The 15485-nt window shown below is 47.9% G+C and carries 12 protein-coding genes; 6 read left to right on the top strand and 6 right to left on the bottom strand.

The genetic code is table 11. The features are described 5' to 3' along the window. Positions 1-137 precede the first annotated feature (137 nt). Genes NDK19_RS12495 through NDK19_RS12480 form a run of 4 tightly spaced genes read left to right on the top strand, consistent with a single transcriptional unit; the run spans position 138 to position 3609 of the window. Positions 138-1286 (top strand): DUF2252 family protein, encoded by a 1149-nt coding sequence (locus tag NDK19_RS12495; RefSeq protein WP_250632231.1) that lies wholly within the window; start codon positions 138-140, stop codon positions 1284-1286. Beyond that, positions 1286-2047, top strand: a complete 762-nt coding sequence (locus NDK19_RS12490; protein ID WP_250632230.1) for a sulfite exporter TauE/SafE family protein — start codon at positions 1286-1288, stop codon at positions 2045-2047. Before NDK19_RS12495 ends, NDK19_RS12490 begins: the two co-directional genes overlap by 1 nt. A 54-nt stretch (positions 2048-2101) precedes the next feature. After that, positions 2102-2935 carry an aminotransferase class IV gene (locus NDK19_RS12485; RefSeq protein WP_250632229.1) on the top strand — a complete coding sequence of 278 codons (834 nt, stop codon included), beginning with the start codon at positions 2102-2104 and terminating at the stop codon, positions 2933-2935. Then, positions 2932-3609 carry a TaqI family restriction endonuclease gene (locus NDK19_RS12480; RefSeq protein ID WP_250632228.1) on the top strand — a complete coding sequence of 226 codons (678 nt, stop codon included), beginning with the start codon at positions 2932-2934 and terminating at the stop codon, positions 3607-3609. The genes NDK19_RS12485 and NDK19_RS12480 overlap by 4 nt, the downstream gene beginning before the upstream one ends. Here the strand turns inward: NDK19_RS12480 and NDK19_RS12475 are convergent. The 5 genes from NDK19_RS12475 to NDK19_RS12455 all read right to left on the bottom strand — a co-directional run bounded on the left by NDK19_RS12475 (position 3606) and on the right by NDK19_RS12455 (position 9196). Continuing rightward, positions 3606-4598: an aldo/keto reductase gene (locus tag NDK19_RS12475; RefSeq protein ID WP_250632227.1), complete on the bottom strand. Its 993-nt coding sequence runs from the start codon at positions 4596-4598 to the stop codon at positions 3606-3608. The genes NDK19_RS12480 and NDK19_RS12475 overlap by 4 nt on opposite strands. A 69-nt stretch (positions 4599-4667) precedes the next feature. Beyond that, positions 4668-5189 (bottom strand): acyl-CoA thioesterase, encoded by a 522-nt coding sequence (locus NDK19_RS12470; protein WP_250632226.1) that lies wholly within the window; start codon positions 5187-5189, stop codon positions 4668-4670. Positions 5190-5325: 136 nt separating this feature from the next. After that, complete coding sequence (locus tag NDK19_RS12465) at positions 5326-6678, bottom strand: OprD family outer membrane porin (protein WP_250632225.1); 1353 nt, start codon at positions 6676-6678, stop codon at positions 5326-5328. Between the two features lie 3 nt (positions 6679-6681). Beyond that, positions 6682-8151: an OprD family outer membrane porin gene (locus tag NDK19_RS12460; RefSeq protein ID WP_250632224.1), complete on the bottom strand. Its 1470-nt coding sequence runs from the start codon at positions 8149-8151 to the stop codon at positions 6682-6684. Next, the gene (locus NDK19_RS12455; protein ID WP_250632223.1) at positions 8138-9196 is read right to left on the bottom strand and encodes a c-type cytochrome; all 1059 of its coding nucleotides are present in this window, start codon (positions 9194-9196) and stop codon (positions 8138-8140) included. Before NDK19_RS12455 ends, NDK19_RS12460 begins: the two co-directional genes overlap by 14 nt. Positions 9197-9402: 206 nt before the next feature. On the opposite strand from NDK19_RS12455, the gene NDK19_RS12450 reads away from it, so the two are divergent. Then, positions 9403-12531 carry a type ISP restriction/modification enzyme gene (locus NDK19_RS12450; RefSeq protein WP_250632222.1) on the top strand — a complete coding sequence of 1043 codons (3129 nt, stop codon included), beginning with the start codon at positions 9403-9405 and terminating at the stop codon, positions 12529-12531. Between the two features lie 115 nt (positions 12532-12646). Here NDK19_RS12450 and NDK19_RS12445 read toward each other — a convergent pair whose 3' ends face one another. Continuing rightward, entirely contained in the window at positions 12647-13711 is a 1065-nt protein-coding gene (locus NDK19_RS12445) for a ferredoxin--NADP reductase (protein ID WP_250632221.1), read from the bottom strand. Between the two features lie 196 nt (positions 13712-13907). On the opposite strand from NDK19_RS12445, the gene sufB reads away from it, so the two are divergent. Continuing rightward, positions 13908-15353 carry a Fe-S cluster assembly protein SufB gene (gene sufB, locus NDK19_RS12440; protein WP_250632220.1) on the top strand — a complete coding sequence of 482 codons (1446 nt, stop codon included), beginning with the start codon at positions 13908-13910 and terminating at the stop codon, positions 15351-15353. Positions 15354-15485 lie beyond the last annotated feature (132 nt).

Below are 15485 nucleotides of genomic sequence, written 5' to 3'. Positions count from 1 at the left end.
CGCTAAAAATCAGCGTTCCCAAAGACAGGCTAAGTTGTTTCAATTTATTAACACCCAAAATTATCGCTGCTTTTTCAAATAATTCATGTTAAGTTTGCGTTAATAAATTGTTACAAACAAAAACCCTGTTTTATGAGATGGCGAAAGCACTGTTGAAACCCGGCAAAAACTTTTTTTCCAAAGACCCCGCTACCGATACCGTAGTGATGATTAAGAACTACTTGGACAAAGACAGAGGGGTCTTCTTTTATTTTCGCACCATGTGCATCCGTATGCAGGAGCGATTTGCGCAGCTCGCCGACCACTCGGAAATGCCCAAAGTATTTCTGCACGGCAATCCGCATTTGGAAAACTATGTAAAAACCGAGCGCGGCGCGGCTATGATAGACTTTGACCGCTCGCGGTTCGGCCCTTACGCATGGGATATCGTGCGTTTGCTTTCTTCCATCGCTTTGCGCAAACAAAAGGGAATCAAAAAGTTTTTGCCCGATATCGTGCTTGACTATCTTTACGAAGGCTATGTGCGCAGCTTTTCTCATGCCGATTTGGACTACAAGAGCCTGAGCCATCTGGAAGCCATCAAGCCGCAACAGTGGGAAAAATCGGTTAATGACTATCTCAAAACCGACAATAACTGGGCAAAAAAGCTCAAAGAAAACCCGCTGCCAACCGATGACCCGGCAGTAGTGGGCATTCTAAACTCCTATCTGGAAAGCCGCAGCGAAACCGATTTGTTGGACACTTACTTTATTGAAAGAGCAGGTAAGGCAGAAGGAACGCTGCAAAACAAACGTATTCTGGTTGTGCTTGCTCCCAAAGAAGAAAAGCCGAATACCGACCGTATCTTATTGGATATCAAGTCTGTATATCAGGATGTAGACAATGAATGGTATCACAACCCCTACGAGCACCACGGCATACGCATGAATAAAGCTGCTGAATTGTATGCACCGCATGTGGAAGAGCGGCTCGGCTATGCGACCTACAACGGCGAACAGTACTGGGGACGTGCCATTCCTACGTTTTCGTATAAAATCAAAACCCGCTTAGATGTTACTTTACAGTTAGACTTGGCCTACTCGGTCGGTACGCAATTAGGGCAGGCACACCGCAAGTCGGTAAAGCCCGAAGAAGCAGGCAAACTATTGGAACATTTGTCAAAAAATTACACAGACTTTGTAGCCATAGCGGAGCAGATGAGCAGTGAAATCATTTCTGCACATAATTTTTACGTACAAAGTCTGCAAAAAACCAAAGTGCTTCCACGCAAATTAGTGAAGAAATAATGAGCGCCGCAGCCCTGTTTTTTTTGTTACTGGGCGCATTGGCTACTGCTGCTTTTTCTGCTGTTTTTGGAGTGGCAGGCGGCATGATGCTGTTCGTATTGGTCAATTTGTTTTTGTCGGTGCGTGCTGCCGTTCCTATTCACGCTGTTGTGCAGTTGGTGAGTAATGTGTCGCGAGTGGCGGTATCGCTGCGTCAGGTCTATGTGCCCATCGTGTGGCGTTTCATCCTGCCATTGCCTGTGGGCGCGTATCTGGGCGGTTTATGCATCCAATATGCCAATCCGTATTGGCTGGAATTGCTGATGAGCCTTGCCATTTTGGTTATGGTGAACGTGATACCGCCCAAACAACACAGTACGGCGGTAAAAGCAGTCAGTACCCGTTTTTTGTATGTGTTTATGGCTCTTGGCTTTGCCTCGGGCTTTCTGGGGATGCTCGTAGGTGTGGTGGGGCCGTTTATTTCTCCCTTTTTCCTGAAAACAGCTCTCAAAAAAGAACAGACCGTGGCCACCAAAGCCGCCTGCCAACTCACGGCACACGTAATTAAAATTCCTACGTTTATATGGGTGGTTGATTTTGATTTCGGGGAATATGCCGGTCTGATGGTTGCGTTAGTTGCCGTAACGGTTTTGGGGGCTGTATTGGGCAACCAATGGCTCAAAAAGATAAGCGACGGCAGCTATCACCGATGGGAGCGCATCGTGCTTAGCGTGCTTTCGCTGGTGATGCTGGGCAAAGCGGTTTACCGACTGGTAGGCTAAATTTGCCGCTAAATTTGGTACTTTTACCTCCCTAATTCTATCCATTCGCTTCTTATGGCTCATTTTTGCTCAATCAACGGAGAGATAATGCCCGCCGACAAAGGGCAGATTTTCATTAACGACATCGGGCTGCTGCGCGGCTACGGGCTTTTTGACTACTGCCGCACCTATGGCGGTCGGCCTTTCATGCGCGACCTCTACCTGCAACGATTTGAGCGCTCCGCCGCACTGATGGGTATTTCTTTCCCGTTCAGCAAGGATGCTGTTTGGCGGCAAATGGATGACCTGCACCAACGCACGGGCATACGGGATATTTCGTTCCGCTTGGTGCTGACAGGCGGCTATACACCCGACGGCGTTACACCCGCCGAAACTCCTAATTTGCTGATTATCACAGAAGATATTCCTTACGTAGCACCCGAAAAATTCACACAAGGCATCCATATCATCACCGATGAGTACCTGCGCGAACTGCCCGAAATCAAGTCCACCAACTACGTGCGGCTGATTATGCTGCGCAACCAAATCAAGGCTGCCGGAGCAGTAGATGTACTTTTCCACAAGGATGGTTTAGTAAGTGAACTGAGCCGCAGCAACCTGTTCCTGTTCCACGGCGACACGCTGGTTACGCCCGATGCCAACATCCTGAAAGGCATTACGCGCCATGTTACGCTGCAACTGGCAAAAGACATTTACAAAGTAGAAGAACGCCCCGTTACGGTAGAGGAACTGTGGCAAGCCGATGAAATTTTTACCACAGGAACAACCAAGCGCGTTATGCCGATTACTACTATTGATGGCAAACCGATAGCCAACGGTAAACCCGGGCGCAATACGCTGCGCTTGCTTGGCTTGTTTGATGAAATGACAAAAAATATTGGCCAATGAGCGATTTAAACCGCTTTACCGAATTTCTAAAAAGCCTGCAAACCAATCCAACGCTGTATAAAATTAAGACATTTGAGGAGGATTTGCGTGGCGCGCTCAATCCTTCCACCTGGTTACACAAGGCTTTTTTTGAAGAAGGCAAACTGTTGAATTTCAAGGCCTTCTATGAATACTACTTAACGAATAACAGCCATCTGCTTAAACAAACATTTCCCCATATTGCATGGACAGATTTGTGCAATGGCTTAGAAGCCCGGCTTTACAGAACGCAATTTGGGATGCTGACCGAATATCATGCCTATTATCTGTCACAAGATTTTTTCGGTTCGGCAAATGTAATACGCGACGTGGCGCTTGATAAAACAGGCGTAGATTTTCAAATCCGCTTCAATGGCAATGCCTACAACATCCATATTTTTGTTGATACCGACAGGGCATGGTCGTACCGTCGCTACAAGGTACAGCACAAACAAGGTAATGCCGTTTCCGGTATTCATGTCAATCTTCCCTATGCCCTCTCATTGGGTAGATTCAATTCATTAGAATACCTGCCCAATCGCTTTGGCATCTACACGCGCAGCTATCTGGAATATCTCAAAAATGAAATGCTGTCAGGGCGCATCCTGAATGATAATATTATTGGTACGACAGCCACCGGTTTTATTTACCGTTAGCCTGCCTGTTTCATAGCGGCAAACAGGTTGCGGCAGTCTTCCTGCCAGAATTGCACCAACCAATCGCGGTCGGTGGGGCTGAGTGCAGGCGGAAGCTCCGCATTGCGAACTGCCTGCTCGGGCGTACGAATCCCCGGAATAACGGTGCTGATGGCAGGATTGGACAAAATGAAACTGAATGCCAGTTGTGCAAGGTTCATCCCGTAGTCCTGAGCCATTTTTTGCAGCGGCTGCAACAACTTTGCGGCTTCCTGCAAAACAGCCTTTGTCAGTCGGAAACTGCGATGGTCGCTTGGAAGGAAAGCAGTATTTGTATCAAACTTGCCTGTTAGCAAGCCGAATTGCAAAGGCATCCGCGCGATGACGCCATAGCCGCCCTGCTGCATCTGTGCCAAATAAGGCGTAATCAGTTGGTTGAAAATATTATACACAACCTGAAAACCGTGTCCAAAGCGGTTTTCCAAGCAAAATTCGGCTTCGGGTTCCGGCATAAAAGTTACCAATGAGATGCCGTACCAACGGATTTTTCCTTCCTTTTGCAAATCCTGCAATAAGCCTTCCAGTTCGCCGTTTTGCAGGTTGGGCACTTTGGCAACATGCAACTGATAAAAGTCAATGCTGTCGCGGCGCAGGCGACGCAGGCTCTGCTCGCAGGCTTTGCGTACATACTCCAACGAATAATCAATCTGAATAGTATTGCCTTCGCCTTGGCGCTGCCCTACTTTGGTGGCAACCACCACATCGGCGCGATTGCCGAAAGTTTTGCCGATGAGTTCTTCGGAATGTCCCAAGCCGTAAAAATCGGCGGTGTCGTAGAAGGTAATGCCACTGTCTAATGACTTGTGCAGCGCTTTTACCGAAACGGCATCATCGGCAGGCCCCCAGCCAATCGGGATGCCGCCTACTTCTGCCTCGCCGCCAATAGCCCAAGCACCAAAACCGATGCGGCTTACTTCCAAATCCGTATTGCCAAAGCGAACGTATTGCATAGCGAAAAAATTAAGTGTTTAATCAAAACGCCGGCAGGGGCTTGCATATCCCTAAAAGCAGATTACCAACTAATCATTATCCACAAAAAGCGATTTCAATTCGGTAGCATCGTCGGGTTTCATGCGGCCTGCCAGAATGAGGCGCAACTGACGGCGGCGCAGTGCCCCTTGATAGAGGCGTTGCTCTTCGGCAGTTTCAGGAACTAATTCCGGCACCTGAATCGGGTTGCCCGACTGGTCAACGGCTACGAATGTACAAAATGCTTTGTTGGTAATCTGTTTAGTTCCCGAAGGAATATCTTCTGCGCTTACCTCGGCATAAACTTCCATTGAAGAGTTGAAAGCGCGGGTAACTTTTGCCCGAATGGTAACTACATTGCCCAATTTAATCGGCTTCTCAAAGGAAACGCTGTCCATAGAAGCCGTTACCACGGTGCGGTTGGAGTGTTTCTGTGCGGCAATTGCCGAAGCGATATCAATAAAGTGCATCATGCGCCCGCCCATGAGGTTATGGAGCGTGTTGGTATCGTTGGGAAGTACCATTTCGGTCATAATCACTTCCGACTCGCGGGCAAATTTCTTTTTGTTCATGGTTGTCAGTGAAATTTGCCGCAAGTTAAGGCATTTTATGCAAGTGGATGAGCCTGTCGGCAAACAGTACCTGCCCCAATAAGCATCGGTGGATACAGCCGACAGGTTACCCGCTTCTGCACCACTCGGGCAATTTTCAAAACCTGTAATTCACCACCCAGTTGATGTGGTTCATATTGACTTTGTTAATGATAAATGCCTCATTGGTCAGGTCGCCTGCGTTGTTTTTAATCATGTAGAGCAATTCCATTTCCAGCCCTTTCCAAAATCCTTGCGGACGGTATTGCAAATTGATGTTAAACTGCTGATAATCAGGCATTGCATACTTATTCTGAGCAGCATTAGTAGGCGAAGGAACAGAATAGTTGCCAAGGGAAAGTTGCATTTGCAGCTTTTGCGTCAATGCGGTTTGGTAGTTGAACGTAATGGCGTGGGTATTGGCAAAACCTTCGTTGCGCTCGCGGGGGATAAAGGTGTAGAATGGGTCGCGCCCCCACTCGCGGGGGAACAGCCACTGCCCGCCTTCGCCGATGTGGGTGTAGTTCAGCGTAAAAGTCTGCTTGCCGATGCGGCGGCCAATGCGTCCGCTGGCTACCCAGGCGCGATGATTTTGGGGCATATAGCGCTGTTCGGGCGTGATATTTTCACGGGTATCCAATCCCTGCTGCCAAGCCCATTGCACGCCCCACAGCCATTCGTTTTTGCCTGTGGCGTTTTTACGGCTGCCTTCCCATTGCAGCAATTGCGTGTAGAAGGTTTGGGGCATGTAATACGCCCAAAACTGCACTTCCGACTTTGGTGAAAGGGCATAGGCCAACTGCCCGATTGCCAAAGGCTGACGGGGCATATTGCCCGCATACTGCGCCGGGCGGTCTGTTACGGCTCGCGCCTGCGGATAAATGCCAAAGGTTTCGGCAATGCTGTACCATTTTTCGGTAGAGCGCGGCGACATCGCCCAAATTACGCCTCCCTGCCCTTTCAACTTGCTTTTGCCTTTCAGGTCTAACCATATGCCCTCTTGCATGTTGGGGCGCATTCGGCCATCCTGCGGATTGACAAAAGGTGTTTTCAACAACATGCGCCCCAGCGTAAGGGATGACTTTTTGTAGTGATACATCAGCCGCAAGTGCTCAAAACGGGCAAGCGTGCCTGTGTACTCGGGTCGGGTGATATCAAACAGCCCCACCTCGTAGCGATTAATTACATTGGCTTGTGGCGCTAAGTTAGATGATGCCAGATTATCCCATACAAACCCCGAAACTGCTACCTGTAAGCCCTTCCAGCGCGGACTTTCATAGCTACCGCCAATGCCCGCACCCAGCGCATAAAAATCTTTCAGACTGCCCTCATTGATGGTTGCCATGAAGAAGGTTCGCGCTTGCACTTCAAATTTCCCTTTGCGCAACAGGTGTTGCAGCGTATCAGGAGGCGTTGCCTGTACAGACAGCACAATTAAAAAAGTAGTTGCAAGTGTAAAAAATTGTTTCATGACTTAATTAGCATACTGATGGAATTCGTAGCGCACCACAAAGTTGATAAGGTGCATGTTGGCGCGGTTGTGCAGAAATTCCATTGGAATATCCTCCACTTCCATTGCGTGTTTATAAACGTACAATGCCTGTAAACTCAAACCTTTCAGAAATGACGCACGATAATTCAACTCAGCATTAATTTGTGCAAAAGAAGGCATTTGGTATTTGTTATAGGCGGCATTGTGCGGCGAAGGCAGGTTGTAATAACCTACACCAAGGCTGCTTTGTAAGCATTTGGGCAACCAGTCGGTTTGCAGTTCGGTCATGAACGCATTGACGGTACGGAGTCCCTCGTTGCGCTCGCGCTCCATGAAGGTATAAAATGGTTCTCTGCCCCATTCGCGCGGCATCAGGAAACGCGTGGTGCCGCTGATATTGGTGTAAGCCGCTTTCCATCGGTTTTTCCCGAAGCGGTGGAGCAGTTGTGCCGATACCACCTGACTGTGTTTGCCCTGCTCGGCATAAGCAAATTCAGGTTGCGGGTTGCCGCCTTGCCCAATCACGTCTTGCCGCATGAACTGCACGCCCAACTCCCAACTGGCCTCGCCATGTATGCTATGCGCCAGCGGAACATCGGCTTGCATTAGCAATGTGTTGGTTACGTTTTCAAAATAGGTATTCCATAACTGAAACTTACCTTCATGCCCTTTCCAAATGAGGGCTGCAATGCCTACGCCTTTGGTTTTAACGTGATGGCGATAGTTAGACAATTGACCGTTAGGTGCAAGCCCCGCCCAATATACCCCCAGCGATTCGCCCATTTTGTACCATTCGGTGGTTGAACGCGGCGCTACATGTGTCAGCCAGCCGCCTTCTGCAAATAGTTTTTTGGCTAACTGCATCTCTGTCCAAAAACCACGCACCATCGTAGGCCGCAACCTGCCGTCCTGCGGATTAATAAATGGCGTTTTCAACAACAGGTTGCCAACCGATGCAGTGAATTTTTTACCTGTGTAGCGGAGAAACATCTCCTCCATCAGTGTCAGGTCAGAATGTTTGTGAGGCTCGCCCAAATCAAACAGCTCGCTTTCGTAGCGGCTGTGCTGGTTGGCTATGGAATCCTTTTCCCAAATGTGTTTGGTATGGAAGGGATTCTCAATCAATGCTCCGCCAAAGGCAAAGGAAAAGCCGTGCCACGAAGGGGAGTGATAGTCTAGCGCAATAGAAATCCCGTTGGCGGCATAATCGGCCAGCAAACCGTGGTTAATGGTTGCGGAAGTGAAATTTCGCACCTCTAAGCGAAACTCGTTTCTTGGCGGAGGAAAATGCAGAATCGGTTCTTCCTCCTCCTCGGTTGCGCTGTGCAGGCTGTCTGCCTGATGTTGGTGTTGCGACGAGTGCTGCTCCTGATGATGTTGTGCAAAAACGGGGGCAGCAAAAAATAATGTTGCCGCCACTGCCCCCCAAACACCAATGCTATTTTTTCTCATTTTGCTGCTTGTACCAGTTTTTGATAGGGCGGAAAGGACCGAACTTATGCTGTTTTTCGCCGAAAGAGTCGGCAAAAGGGCCAAACGGATGGTCTATCGGCTTTTTGCTGATGTCAGGCCAGTCGCCGGCAAAACGCTTTTCGGGGCGCGGCATAGAATTGACATAAGCGGCAATATCCCATGCTTCTTCATCGCTCAATTGCGGCTTCTCCCAAGTTGCACCAAGCGGCATATTGGCTTTCAAGTAGCCGGCCAGTCGGGAAAGGCGATACAAACCTGCACTGACATTGTAGCTGTGCTCGCCCCACAACGGCGGATAGGTGTAGGTTTTGCCATCAGGAGCCAGCACGCCCTGACCGTCTTTTTGATGACAAACAACACATTTCTGTTCGTAGAGCTCCTTACCGGCTACGGGGTCTGCCGCACGGTCCATGTAGGGCAGTTCTATAATGCCGCTGCCTTCGGGGGCTTTGCCTTTGGGCACGTCTTGCCCCAACCAGCGCATGTAAGCAACAATGGCTTTCATTTCTTTGCCGTCTTCGGGCAGGGGTTTACCGTTCAGGCTTCGTTCAAAGCAGTCATTCACCCTTTTTTCCACACTTTCCATGCTGCCGGAACGCGCACGAAACTTAGGATAAGTACTCCAAACGGCACCGTAGTTATTGCCCCAAGGGCGTGTACCAGCGTCTAAGTGGCAGTTTTGGCAGTTCATGCCGTTGGTAGTATGCCCCAGCGAACCGTTAGGGCCGAAATAAGCCGCAGTGTTGGCAATCAGTTCGCGGCCGTAGCGAATGCTGTCCCCCGATTCGTTGGCAGGCAAACTACCGATGTCTGGTGCTTTCCACAGTGCCGCCACTGCTACCGCAGGCACCGGATTCTCGGCAGCCTGTTGTAAGAAAGGATGATTGGTTAAATCTTGCTTGGGTGCAGGCGGATTCAATAAGAACCAAATCTGAACCAAGAAAAATACTAATACAATGATAATCAGCGCTGTGAGTTGATAAGTTGCCGTACTCCAGCGTTGCAGCCAGTCTTGATTTTCCATACGATTCTGTAAGAGCGGTCATTTTCAGATGCAAATATATACATATTTAAATTTGTTTATGCGTTTCAGAGAAAAAATTGTTTTTACGGCACAAACCTCAGACAGTGCAGGTACACTACCCCCCCCGCCAATCAGAATATCGGCAAAGAACCTTTATTTTGTGCAAGTCAATAAGATACACCTTATATAACAAATACCTGTCGGCAATGATTCAAACCTATCTGCAAGCAATTTTTGACAAGACAGAACGCGGCGATGCGCGCGAAGAAAGCTATTACACCACTTTGGAATCGCTCTTGCAGGCATTTGCAGAAAGTATCAACAGGAAAAATATACATATTACTACGCTACCCAAACAAACCGAAGCCGGCAACCCCGACTTCCGCATCTGGGACGGCAAGGAAAATATTGTGGGCTACATAGAAGCCAAAAAACCCGGCGAAAACTTAGATGCAGTTGAAAACAGTGCACAACTCAGGCGCTATCGCAGCACTTTTCCTAACCTCATCCTGACCGATTTTTATGAGTTTCGCCTCTATCGCAACGGTGAATTAATTAACAAAACCTTTATTGCCCGCAGCGGATTGGCACGACAGAAAATTGCACCGCCTGTGGAAAACGAAGCGCAACTGCTCGCACTGCTGGACAAGTTCTTCAGCTTTGTGCTGCCCCGTGTACGTACTTCCGAAGAACTTGCCCGCGAATTAGCCAAGCGTACCCGCTTCCTGCGCGATGAAGTCATCAGCCTCGAAATGACCCAGCGGCAAAGCGGCAGAGGCGAACTCTACGGTTTTTACGATACGTTCAAACGATTTCTGGTGGCCAACCTGAAAGAAACTGATTTTGCCGACCTGTTTTCACAAACCATCACCTACGGGCTGTTTGCCGCACGGACACGCAGCACCAACGGGTTTAACCGAAAATTGGCTTATGACCTGATTCCTAAAACAATAGGAATTTTGCGCAATATTTTTCGTTTTGTGTCGCAGAGCGACCTGCCGCCCAATATGGAAGTAATGGTGGATGACATTGCCGAGGTACTCAACGCAGCGGATGTCAAAAACATTTTGCACCAATACTACAAAGCAGGTAAAGGCGATGACCCGATTGTGCATTTTTACGAAACTTTTCTGACGGAATACGACCCTTCTACCCGCGAAAAACGCGGTGTTTACTATACGCCCGAACCGGTGGTGCGCTACATTGTGCGCAGCGTACACAGCATTCTCCACACTCATTTCGGGCTTGCCGACGGGCTGGCAGCACGCGAAGTTACCCTGCTTGACCCCGCAGGCGGTACACTCACTTTCCCTGCCGAAGCCATTAAATTGGCAGTCAGCGAATTTGAGGACAAATACGGCAACGGCGGCACAAAAAAGTTTATCAGCGAGCACATCCTCAAAAATTTTTATGCCTTTGAACTGATGATGGCTCCCTATGCCATCGGGCATATCAAAATCAGTTTTTTGCTGGAAGAACTGGGCTATACGATGCGCAATGACGAGCGATTCAAACTATACCTCACCAATACGCTCGACATGGAAGACCTGCAACAAACCCAAATCCCCGGACTGGAAAGCCTCAGCGAAGAAAGCCATCAGGCCGGCAGAATCAAAAAAAGTGAGCCTGTTCTGGTAATTATGGGTAATCCGCCTTACAGTGCCAATTCGGCCAATTACAGCGAATGGACAGAAAAACTGCTTAAACACGATTTAGACGGGGCGCAGAGTTATTACAAAGTAGACGGACAAAAACTGCAAGAGAAAAACCCCAAACTGTTGCAGGACGACTACGTAAAGTTTCTGCGATTTGCCCAGTGGAAAATCCAAAAGGCCGGCAGAGGTGTGGTTGCGATGATTACCAACCACGGCTACCTGAGCAATGTTACGTTTCCGGGTATGAGGCAAAGCCTGATGCAGACTTTCAATGAAATTTACATCATTGATTTGCACGGCGACAGCCAGAAGAAAGAAAAATCACCCGACGGCAGCAAAGACGAAAACATATTTGACATAACCAAAGGTACAGCCATTGCTATTTTCGTTAAACAACCCCATGCAAAGGGCTGCAAAGTATTCCACCGCGATATATTCGGACGCAGAAAATCAAAGTATGAATGGTTGGATAATGCTGCATTTAACCTGTCGGATTATGACAGTTTGCAGCCCGTAAGCCCACACTATTTCTTTGTGAAACAGGCCACACAAGGCATTGAGCACTACAATGACTGGTTGAGTATCCCTGATATTTTTCCTGTCAATTCAACAGGCATCAAAACACATCGCGATGATTTTGTGGTTACATTTAAAGCGGCAGATTTAGAGGAAAGACTCCGCCTGTTCACCAACAGAAACATACCCGATGAGCTGGTTGCCCAAACTTTTGCACTGAAAGACAACCGCGACTGGAAACTGGCAGATGCAAGAAAAAAGTTAATGTCGCAAGGCGATGTCCATCAGATAATAAAGCAATTCACCTATCGGCCGTTTGACAAAAGATTTATTGCCTACTCCGATGATTTAATTGACTGGCCGCGCAGAGAGGTAATGCAGCATATGTTGAAAGAGAATATCGGATTGTGTTACATGAGGCAATTTTCAGGTGAAGGTCTATATACTCATGCGCTTGTGGTGAATAACATCGTTGATAATCGCGCTTTTTTTAGTGCGAAAGGAGCTTTGGAAATAGCTCCCCTCTACCTCTACCCATCCCGTCAGGAAAAGAAAAAAACAGGGATGCCGTTAATGATACTTTTTGAGCCTGAGGAGGAGTACATAAGCCGGAAGCCTAACATTGCAACGCAGGTTTTTGAGCGGCTCGCAAGTACCTATGGGCAGCGCCCTACTCCCGAGCAGATTTTCTACTATTGTTATGGCGTACTGTACAGTAACCATTACCGCACCAAATACGGTGAGTTTCTCAAAATTGACTTCCCACGCATACCCTTTGCCAAAGACCAAACTTTGTTTTTACAAATGGCAGCGCTTGGCAATCAGTTAGCGCAACTACACATGCTCCAAAGCACCGAACTCAACCGCCCAATTGTCAAATATCTTGGCAAAGGAGATGACGTGATTGAAAAACCACGCTACGACGAGGCCTCAGCCTGCATATGGATTAATGACCAACAGCGTTTTCACGGAGTAACACCCGAAATGTGGCGCTATCATATCGGCGGTTATCAGGTGTTGGAAAAATACCTGAAAGACCGCAAAGGCAGACAGATGGATGACCCTGCTACCTACTGCAAAATAGCAACCGCCATTGCCACCACCATAGTACTGCAACAGCAAGCCGACAGCCTGTTTGCCGCTGTTGAAAATGCTGTTTGGTAGGCTTTGAACCATGGGTTAGATGCCTGAAAAGTCGTTACCTGATTGTTCGGCATCAAACAAAAAATCCTAAGGGCAGGCCTCACCCTTAGGATTTCATCTATTGGTAATCAACTGATTATCCAATTTCTATCACCACATTTTCGCTGAGCGGATGCGATACGCAGGTGAGTACATAGCCCTCTTTAATTTCGGTTTCAGAAAGACCTTCGTCTTCATCCATTTTCACTTCGCCCGATTTTTTCTGGCCGCGACAGGCTGTGCAAAGGCCGCTTTGGCAAGAGTAAGGCATGTCTATCCCTGCATCCAGCGCTGCATCCAAAATAGATTGTGTAGGTTTAACCGTTACCTGATACTCATCGCCATCCAGAATAATAGTAACCTGCTGCTCGGTAATGCCTGAGGCTTTCAGTGCGGCCTCGTCTTTGGCTTCTTCGGCAACGGGGCTGAAAAAACTTTCGCGATGGATGCGTTCTTTGGGCACTCTGAGGTAGTGCAAAGCCTCCATTACCTGATCCATCATGCCTTCGGGGCCGCACATAAAATACTCGGTTTTATCGGCATCAAACTTAGGAAGCAGGTTTAAAACATTGATGGCCAGCGTTTTATCTATCCGTCCCTTATAGCCGTGCCAGTCGTTATCCTCGGCGCGACTCAACACATGAACAACTTTGAAACGTTCGCCGTATTTCTTCTGCATTTCCTCCAATTTTTGGCGGAAAATGACCGTTTCCATCGTTTTATTGCCATAAATTAGCGACACGACGCTCTGCTGCTCTATCAGCAGCACACTTTTGGCAATAGACATCAGTGGTGTAATGCCGCTGCCGCTGCCAAACAGCACGATATGCCGCTTTAAGTTCTTATCTGGCTCCAAGAAGAAATTGCCCATGGGCTCCAAAATATCCACGTAGTCGCCAACTTTGATGTGGTCGTTCACATAGTTGGAAACCAGCCCGCCTTCCACGCGCTTGATAGACACAGAAAGAGTTTCATCTACGTGCGGAGAACTGCTCATGGAATAAGCACGGCGCACACTTTTACCGTTGATGGTGAGTATGAGGGTCAAAAATTGCCCGGGTTTATATTTGATTTTGCTGAAAAGCGGTTGTTTGAGATGCAGTGTTACGGTATCTTCGGTCTCCTGCGTAATATCTTTTACTTTGAGGTTGTACTGCTTCATGTGTAACGAATTACAATTTTTTCAAAATTACGGGGCGAATCATGCTAAGCCTTCAAAATTAAGCAATTAACCCGAATCTGTTCGCAATTGTTCGGCAGCGAAATTTTTTTGTTTTACTTGTATTTAGAACAATTTTAAATAGTTGTTTGTTAGTATCTTTGCGTACTCATACTACTTTTTATTCCACCGGAAACATATGGATCAGAGCAACCAGATTTTAGAAGAATTCACCAATTCGGAGTATAAATACGGCTTTGTCAGCAACTTTGAGACCGAAGAAGCTCCCAAAGGATTGAGCGAAGACATTATCCGCTTCATCTCTGCCAAAAAAGAAGAGCCGGAATGGATGACCGAATGGCGTTTGAAAGCATACCGCCAATGGCTGACCATGAAAGAACCGAAATGGCCAAACGTTAGCTATCCACAGGTGGATTTCAATGATATTATCTACTACTCTGCACCTAAGAAAAAAGCGAAATACAACAGTTTAGACGAAGTAGACCCTGAGTTGCTGGCAACTTTCGAGAAGCTCGGCATATCTCTTTCCGAGCAAAAGCGCCTCACAGGGGTTGCCATTGATGCCGTGATTGACAGCGTTTCGGTAGCTACTACCTTCAAAGAAACACTGGCCGAGTTAGGCATTATTTTCTGCTCCATGAGCGAAGCCATCCGCGAGCATCCCGAATTAGTGCGCAAGTACATCGGTTCGGTGGTGCCTGTAAACGACAACTACTATGCAGCCTTGAACTCTGCCGTGTTCAGCGACGGTTCGTTCTGCTATATCCCCAAAGGCGTGCGTTGCCCGATGGAGCTTTCTACCTATTTCCGCATCAATGCGGCCAACACAGGTCAGTTCGAGCGCACGCTGATAGTTGCCGATGAGGCTTCTTACGTAAGCTATCTGGAAGGTTGCACCGCTCCCATGCGCGATGAGAACCAACTGCACGCCGCCGTAGTGGAAATCGTAGCCATGAAAGATGCCGAAGTGAAGTACTCAACCGTTCAGAATTGGTACCCCGGCGACAAAGAAGGCAAAGGCGGCATTTACAACTTCGTAACCAAACGCGGTATCTGCTTAGGCGACAATTCAAAAATTTCATGGACGCAGGTAGAAACAGGTTCTGCCATTACTTGGAAATATCCAAGCTGCATCCTGAAAGGCGACAATTCGGTAGGTGAATTTTATTCGGTAGCCATTACCAACAACCGCCAGCAAGCCGATACAGGCACTAAAATGATTCACATTGGCAAAAATACCCGCAGCCGCATTGTTTCCAAAGGTATTTCTGCCGGACACAGCCAGAACTCCTACCGCGGATTAGTACAAATCAGCAAGCGCGCGGAGAATGCCCGCAATTTCTCCCAGTGCGACTCTCTGCTGATGGGCGACAAGTGCGGTGCACATACTTTCCCTTACATTGAAGTTGAAAACAAAACTGCCAAAGTAGAGCACGAAGCCACTACTTCAAAAATCGGCGAAGACCAGATTTTCTACTGCAACCAGCGCGGCATTGACACCGAAGAAGCCGTAGCTCTGATTGTAAACGGCTATTGTAAAGAGGTATTGAACCAGTTGCCGATGGAGTTTGCCGTAGAAGCGCAAAAACTGCTTGCCATCAGTTTGGAAGGCAGTGTAGGTTAATCGTTTGTTTCGAGCATGTTTTCTGAATAATTACACCTCCCGCATGGCTGTGGGAGGTTTTTTATTTAACGCAAAATATGCGATGGAATCTTGGAAAAATACAATCCAAAGATGTGTTTTTTACGCTAATGT

The organism is Rhodoflexus caldus (assembly GCF_021206925.1).
Classification (GTDB): domain Bacteria; phylum Bacteroidota; class Bacteroidia; order Cytophagales; family Thermoflexibacteraceae; genus Rhodoflexus; species Rhodoflexus caldus.
The sequence above is the reverse complement of the archived record's forward strand: the minus strand, read 5'-3'. Positions and strand labels throughout refer to the sequence as shown.

Coding starts and splice junctions, on each gene's coding strand:
- NDK19_RS12455 (WP_250632223.1), bottom strand. CDS start 9,196: ATGGAAAATCAAGACTGGCTGCAACGCTGGAGTACGGCAACTTATCAA.
- NDK19_RS12480 (WP_250632228.1), top strand. CDS start 2,932: ATGAGCGATTTAAACCGCTTTACCGAATTTCTAAAAAGCCTGCAAACC.
- NDK19_RS12490 (WP_250632230.1), top strand. CDS start 1,286: ATGAGCGCCGCAGCCCTGTTTTTTTTGTTACTGGGCGCATTGGCTACT.
- NDK19_RS12465 (WP_250632225.1), bottom strand. CDS start 6,678: ATGAAACAATTTTTTACACTTGCAACTACTTTTTTAATTGTGCTGTCT.
- sufB (WP_250632220.1), top strand. CDS start 13,908: ATGGATCAGAGCAACCAGATTTTAGAAGAATTCACCAATTCGGAGTAT.
- NDK19_RS12475 (WP_250632227.1), bottom strand. CDS start 4,598: ATGCAATACGTTCGCTTTGGCAATACGGATTTGGAAGTAAGCCGCATC.
- NDK19_RS12485 (WP_250632229.1), top strand. CDS start 2,102: ATGGCTCATTTTTGCTCAATCAACGGAGAGATAATGCCCGCCGACAAA.
- NDK19_RS12470 (WP_250632226.1), bottom strand. CDS start 5,189: ATGAACAAAAAGAAATTTGCCCGCGAGTCGGAAGTGATTATGACCGAA.
- NDK19_RS12495 (WP_250632231.1), top strand. CDS start 138: ATGGCGAAAGCACTGTTGAAACCCGGCAAAAACTTTTTTTCCAAAGAC.
- NDK19_RS12460 (WP_250632224.1), bottom strand. CDS start 8,151: ATGAGAAAAAATAGCATTGGTGTTTGGGGGGCAGTGGCGGCAACATTA.
- NDK19_RS12450 (WP_250632222.1), top strand. CDS start 9,403: ATGATTCAAACCTATCTGCAAGCAATTTTTGACAAGACAGAACGCGGC.
- NDK19_RS12445 (WP_250632221.1), bottom strand. CDS start 13,711: ATGAAGCAGTACAACCTCAAAGTAAAAGATATTACGCAGGAGACCGAA.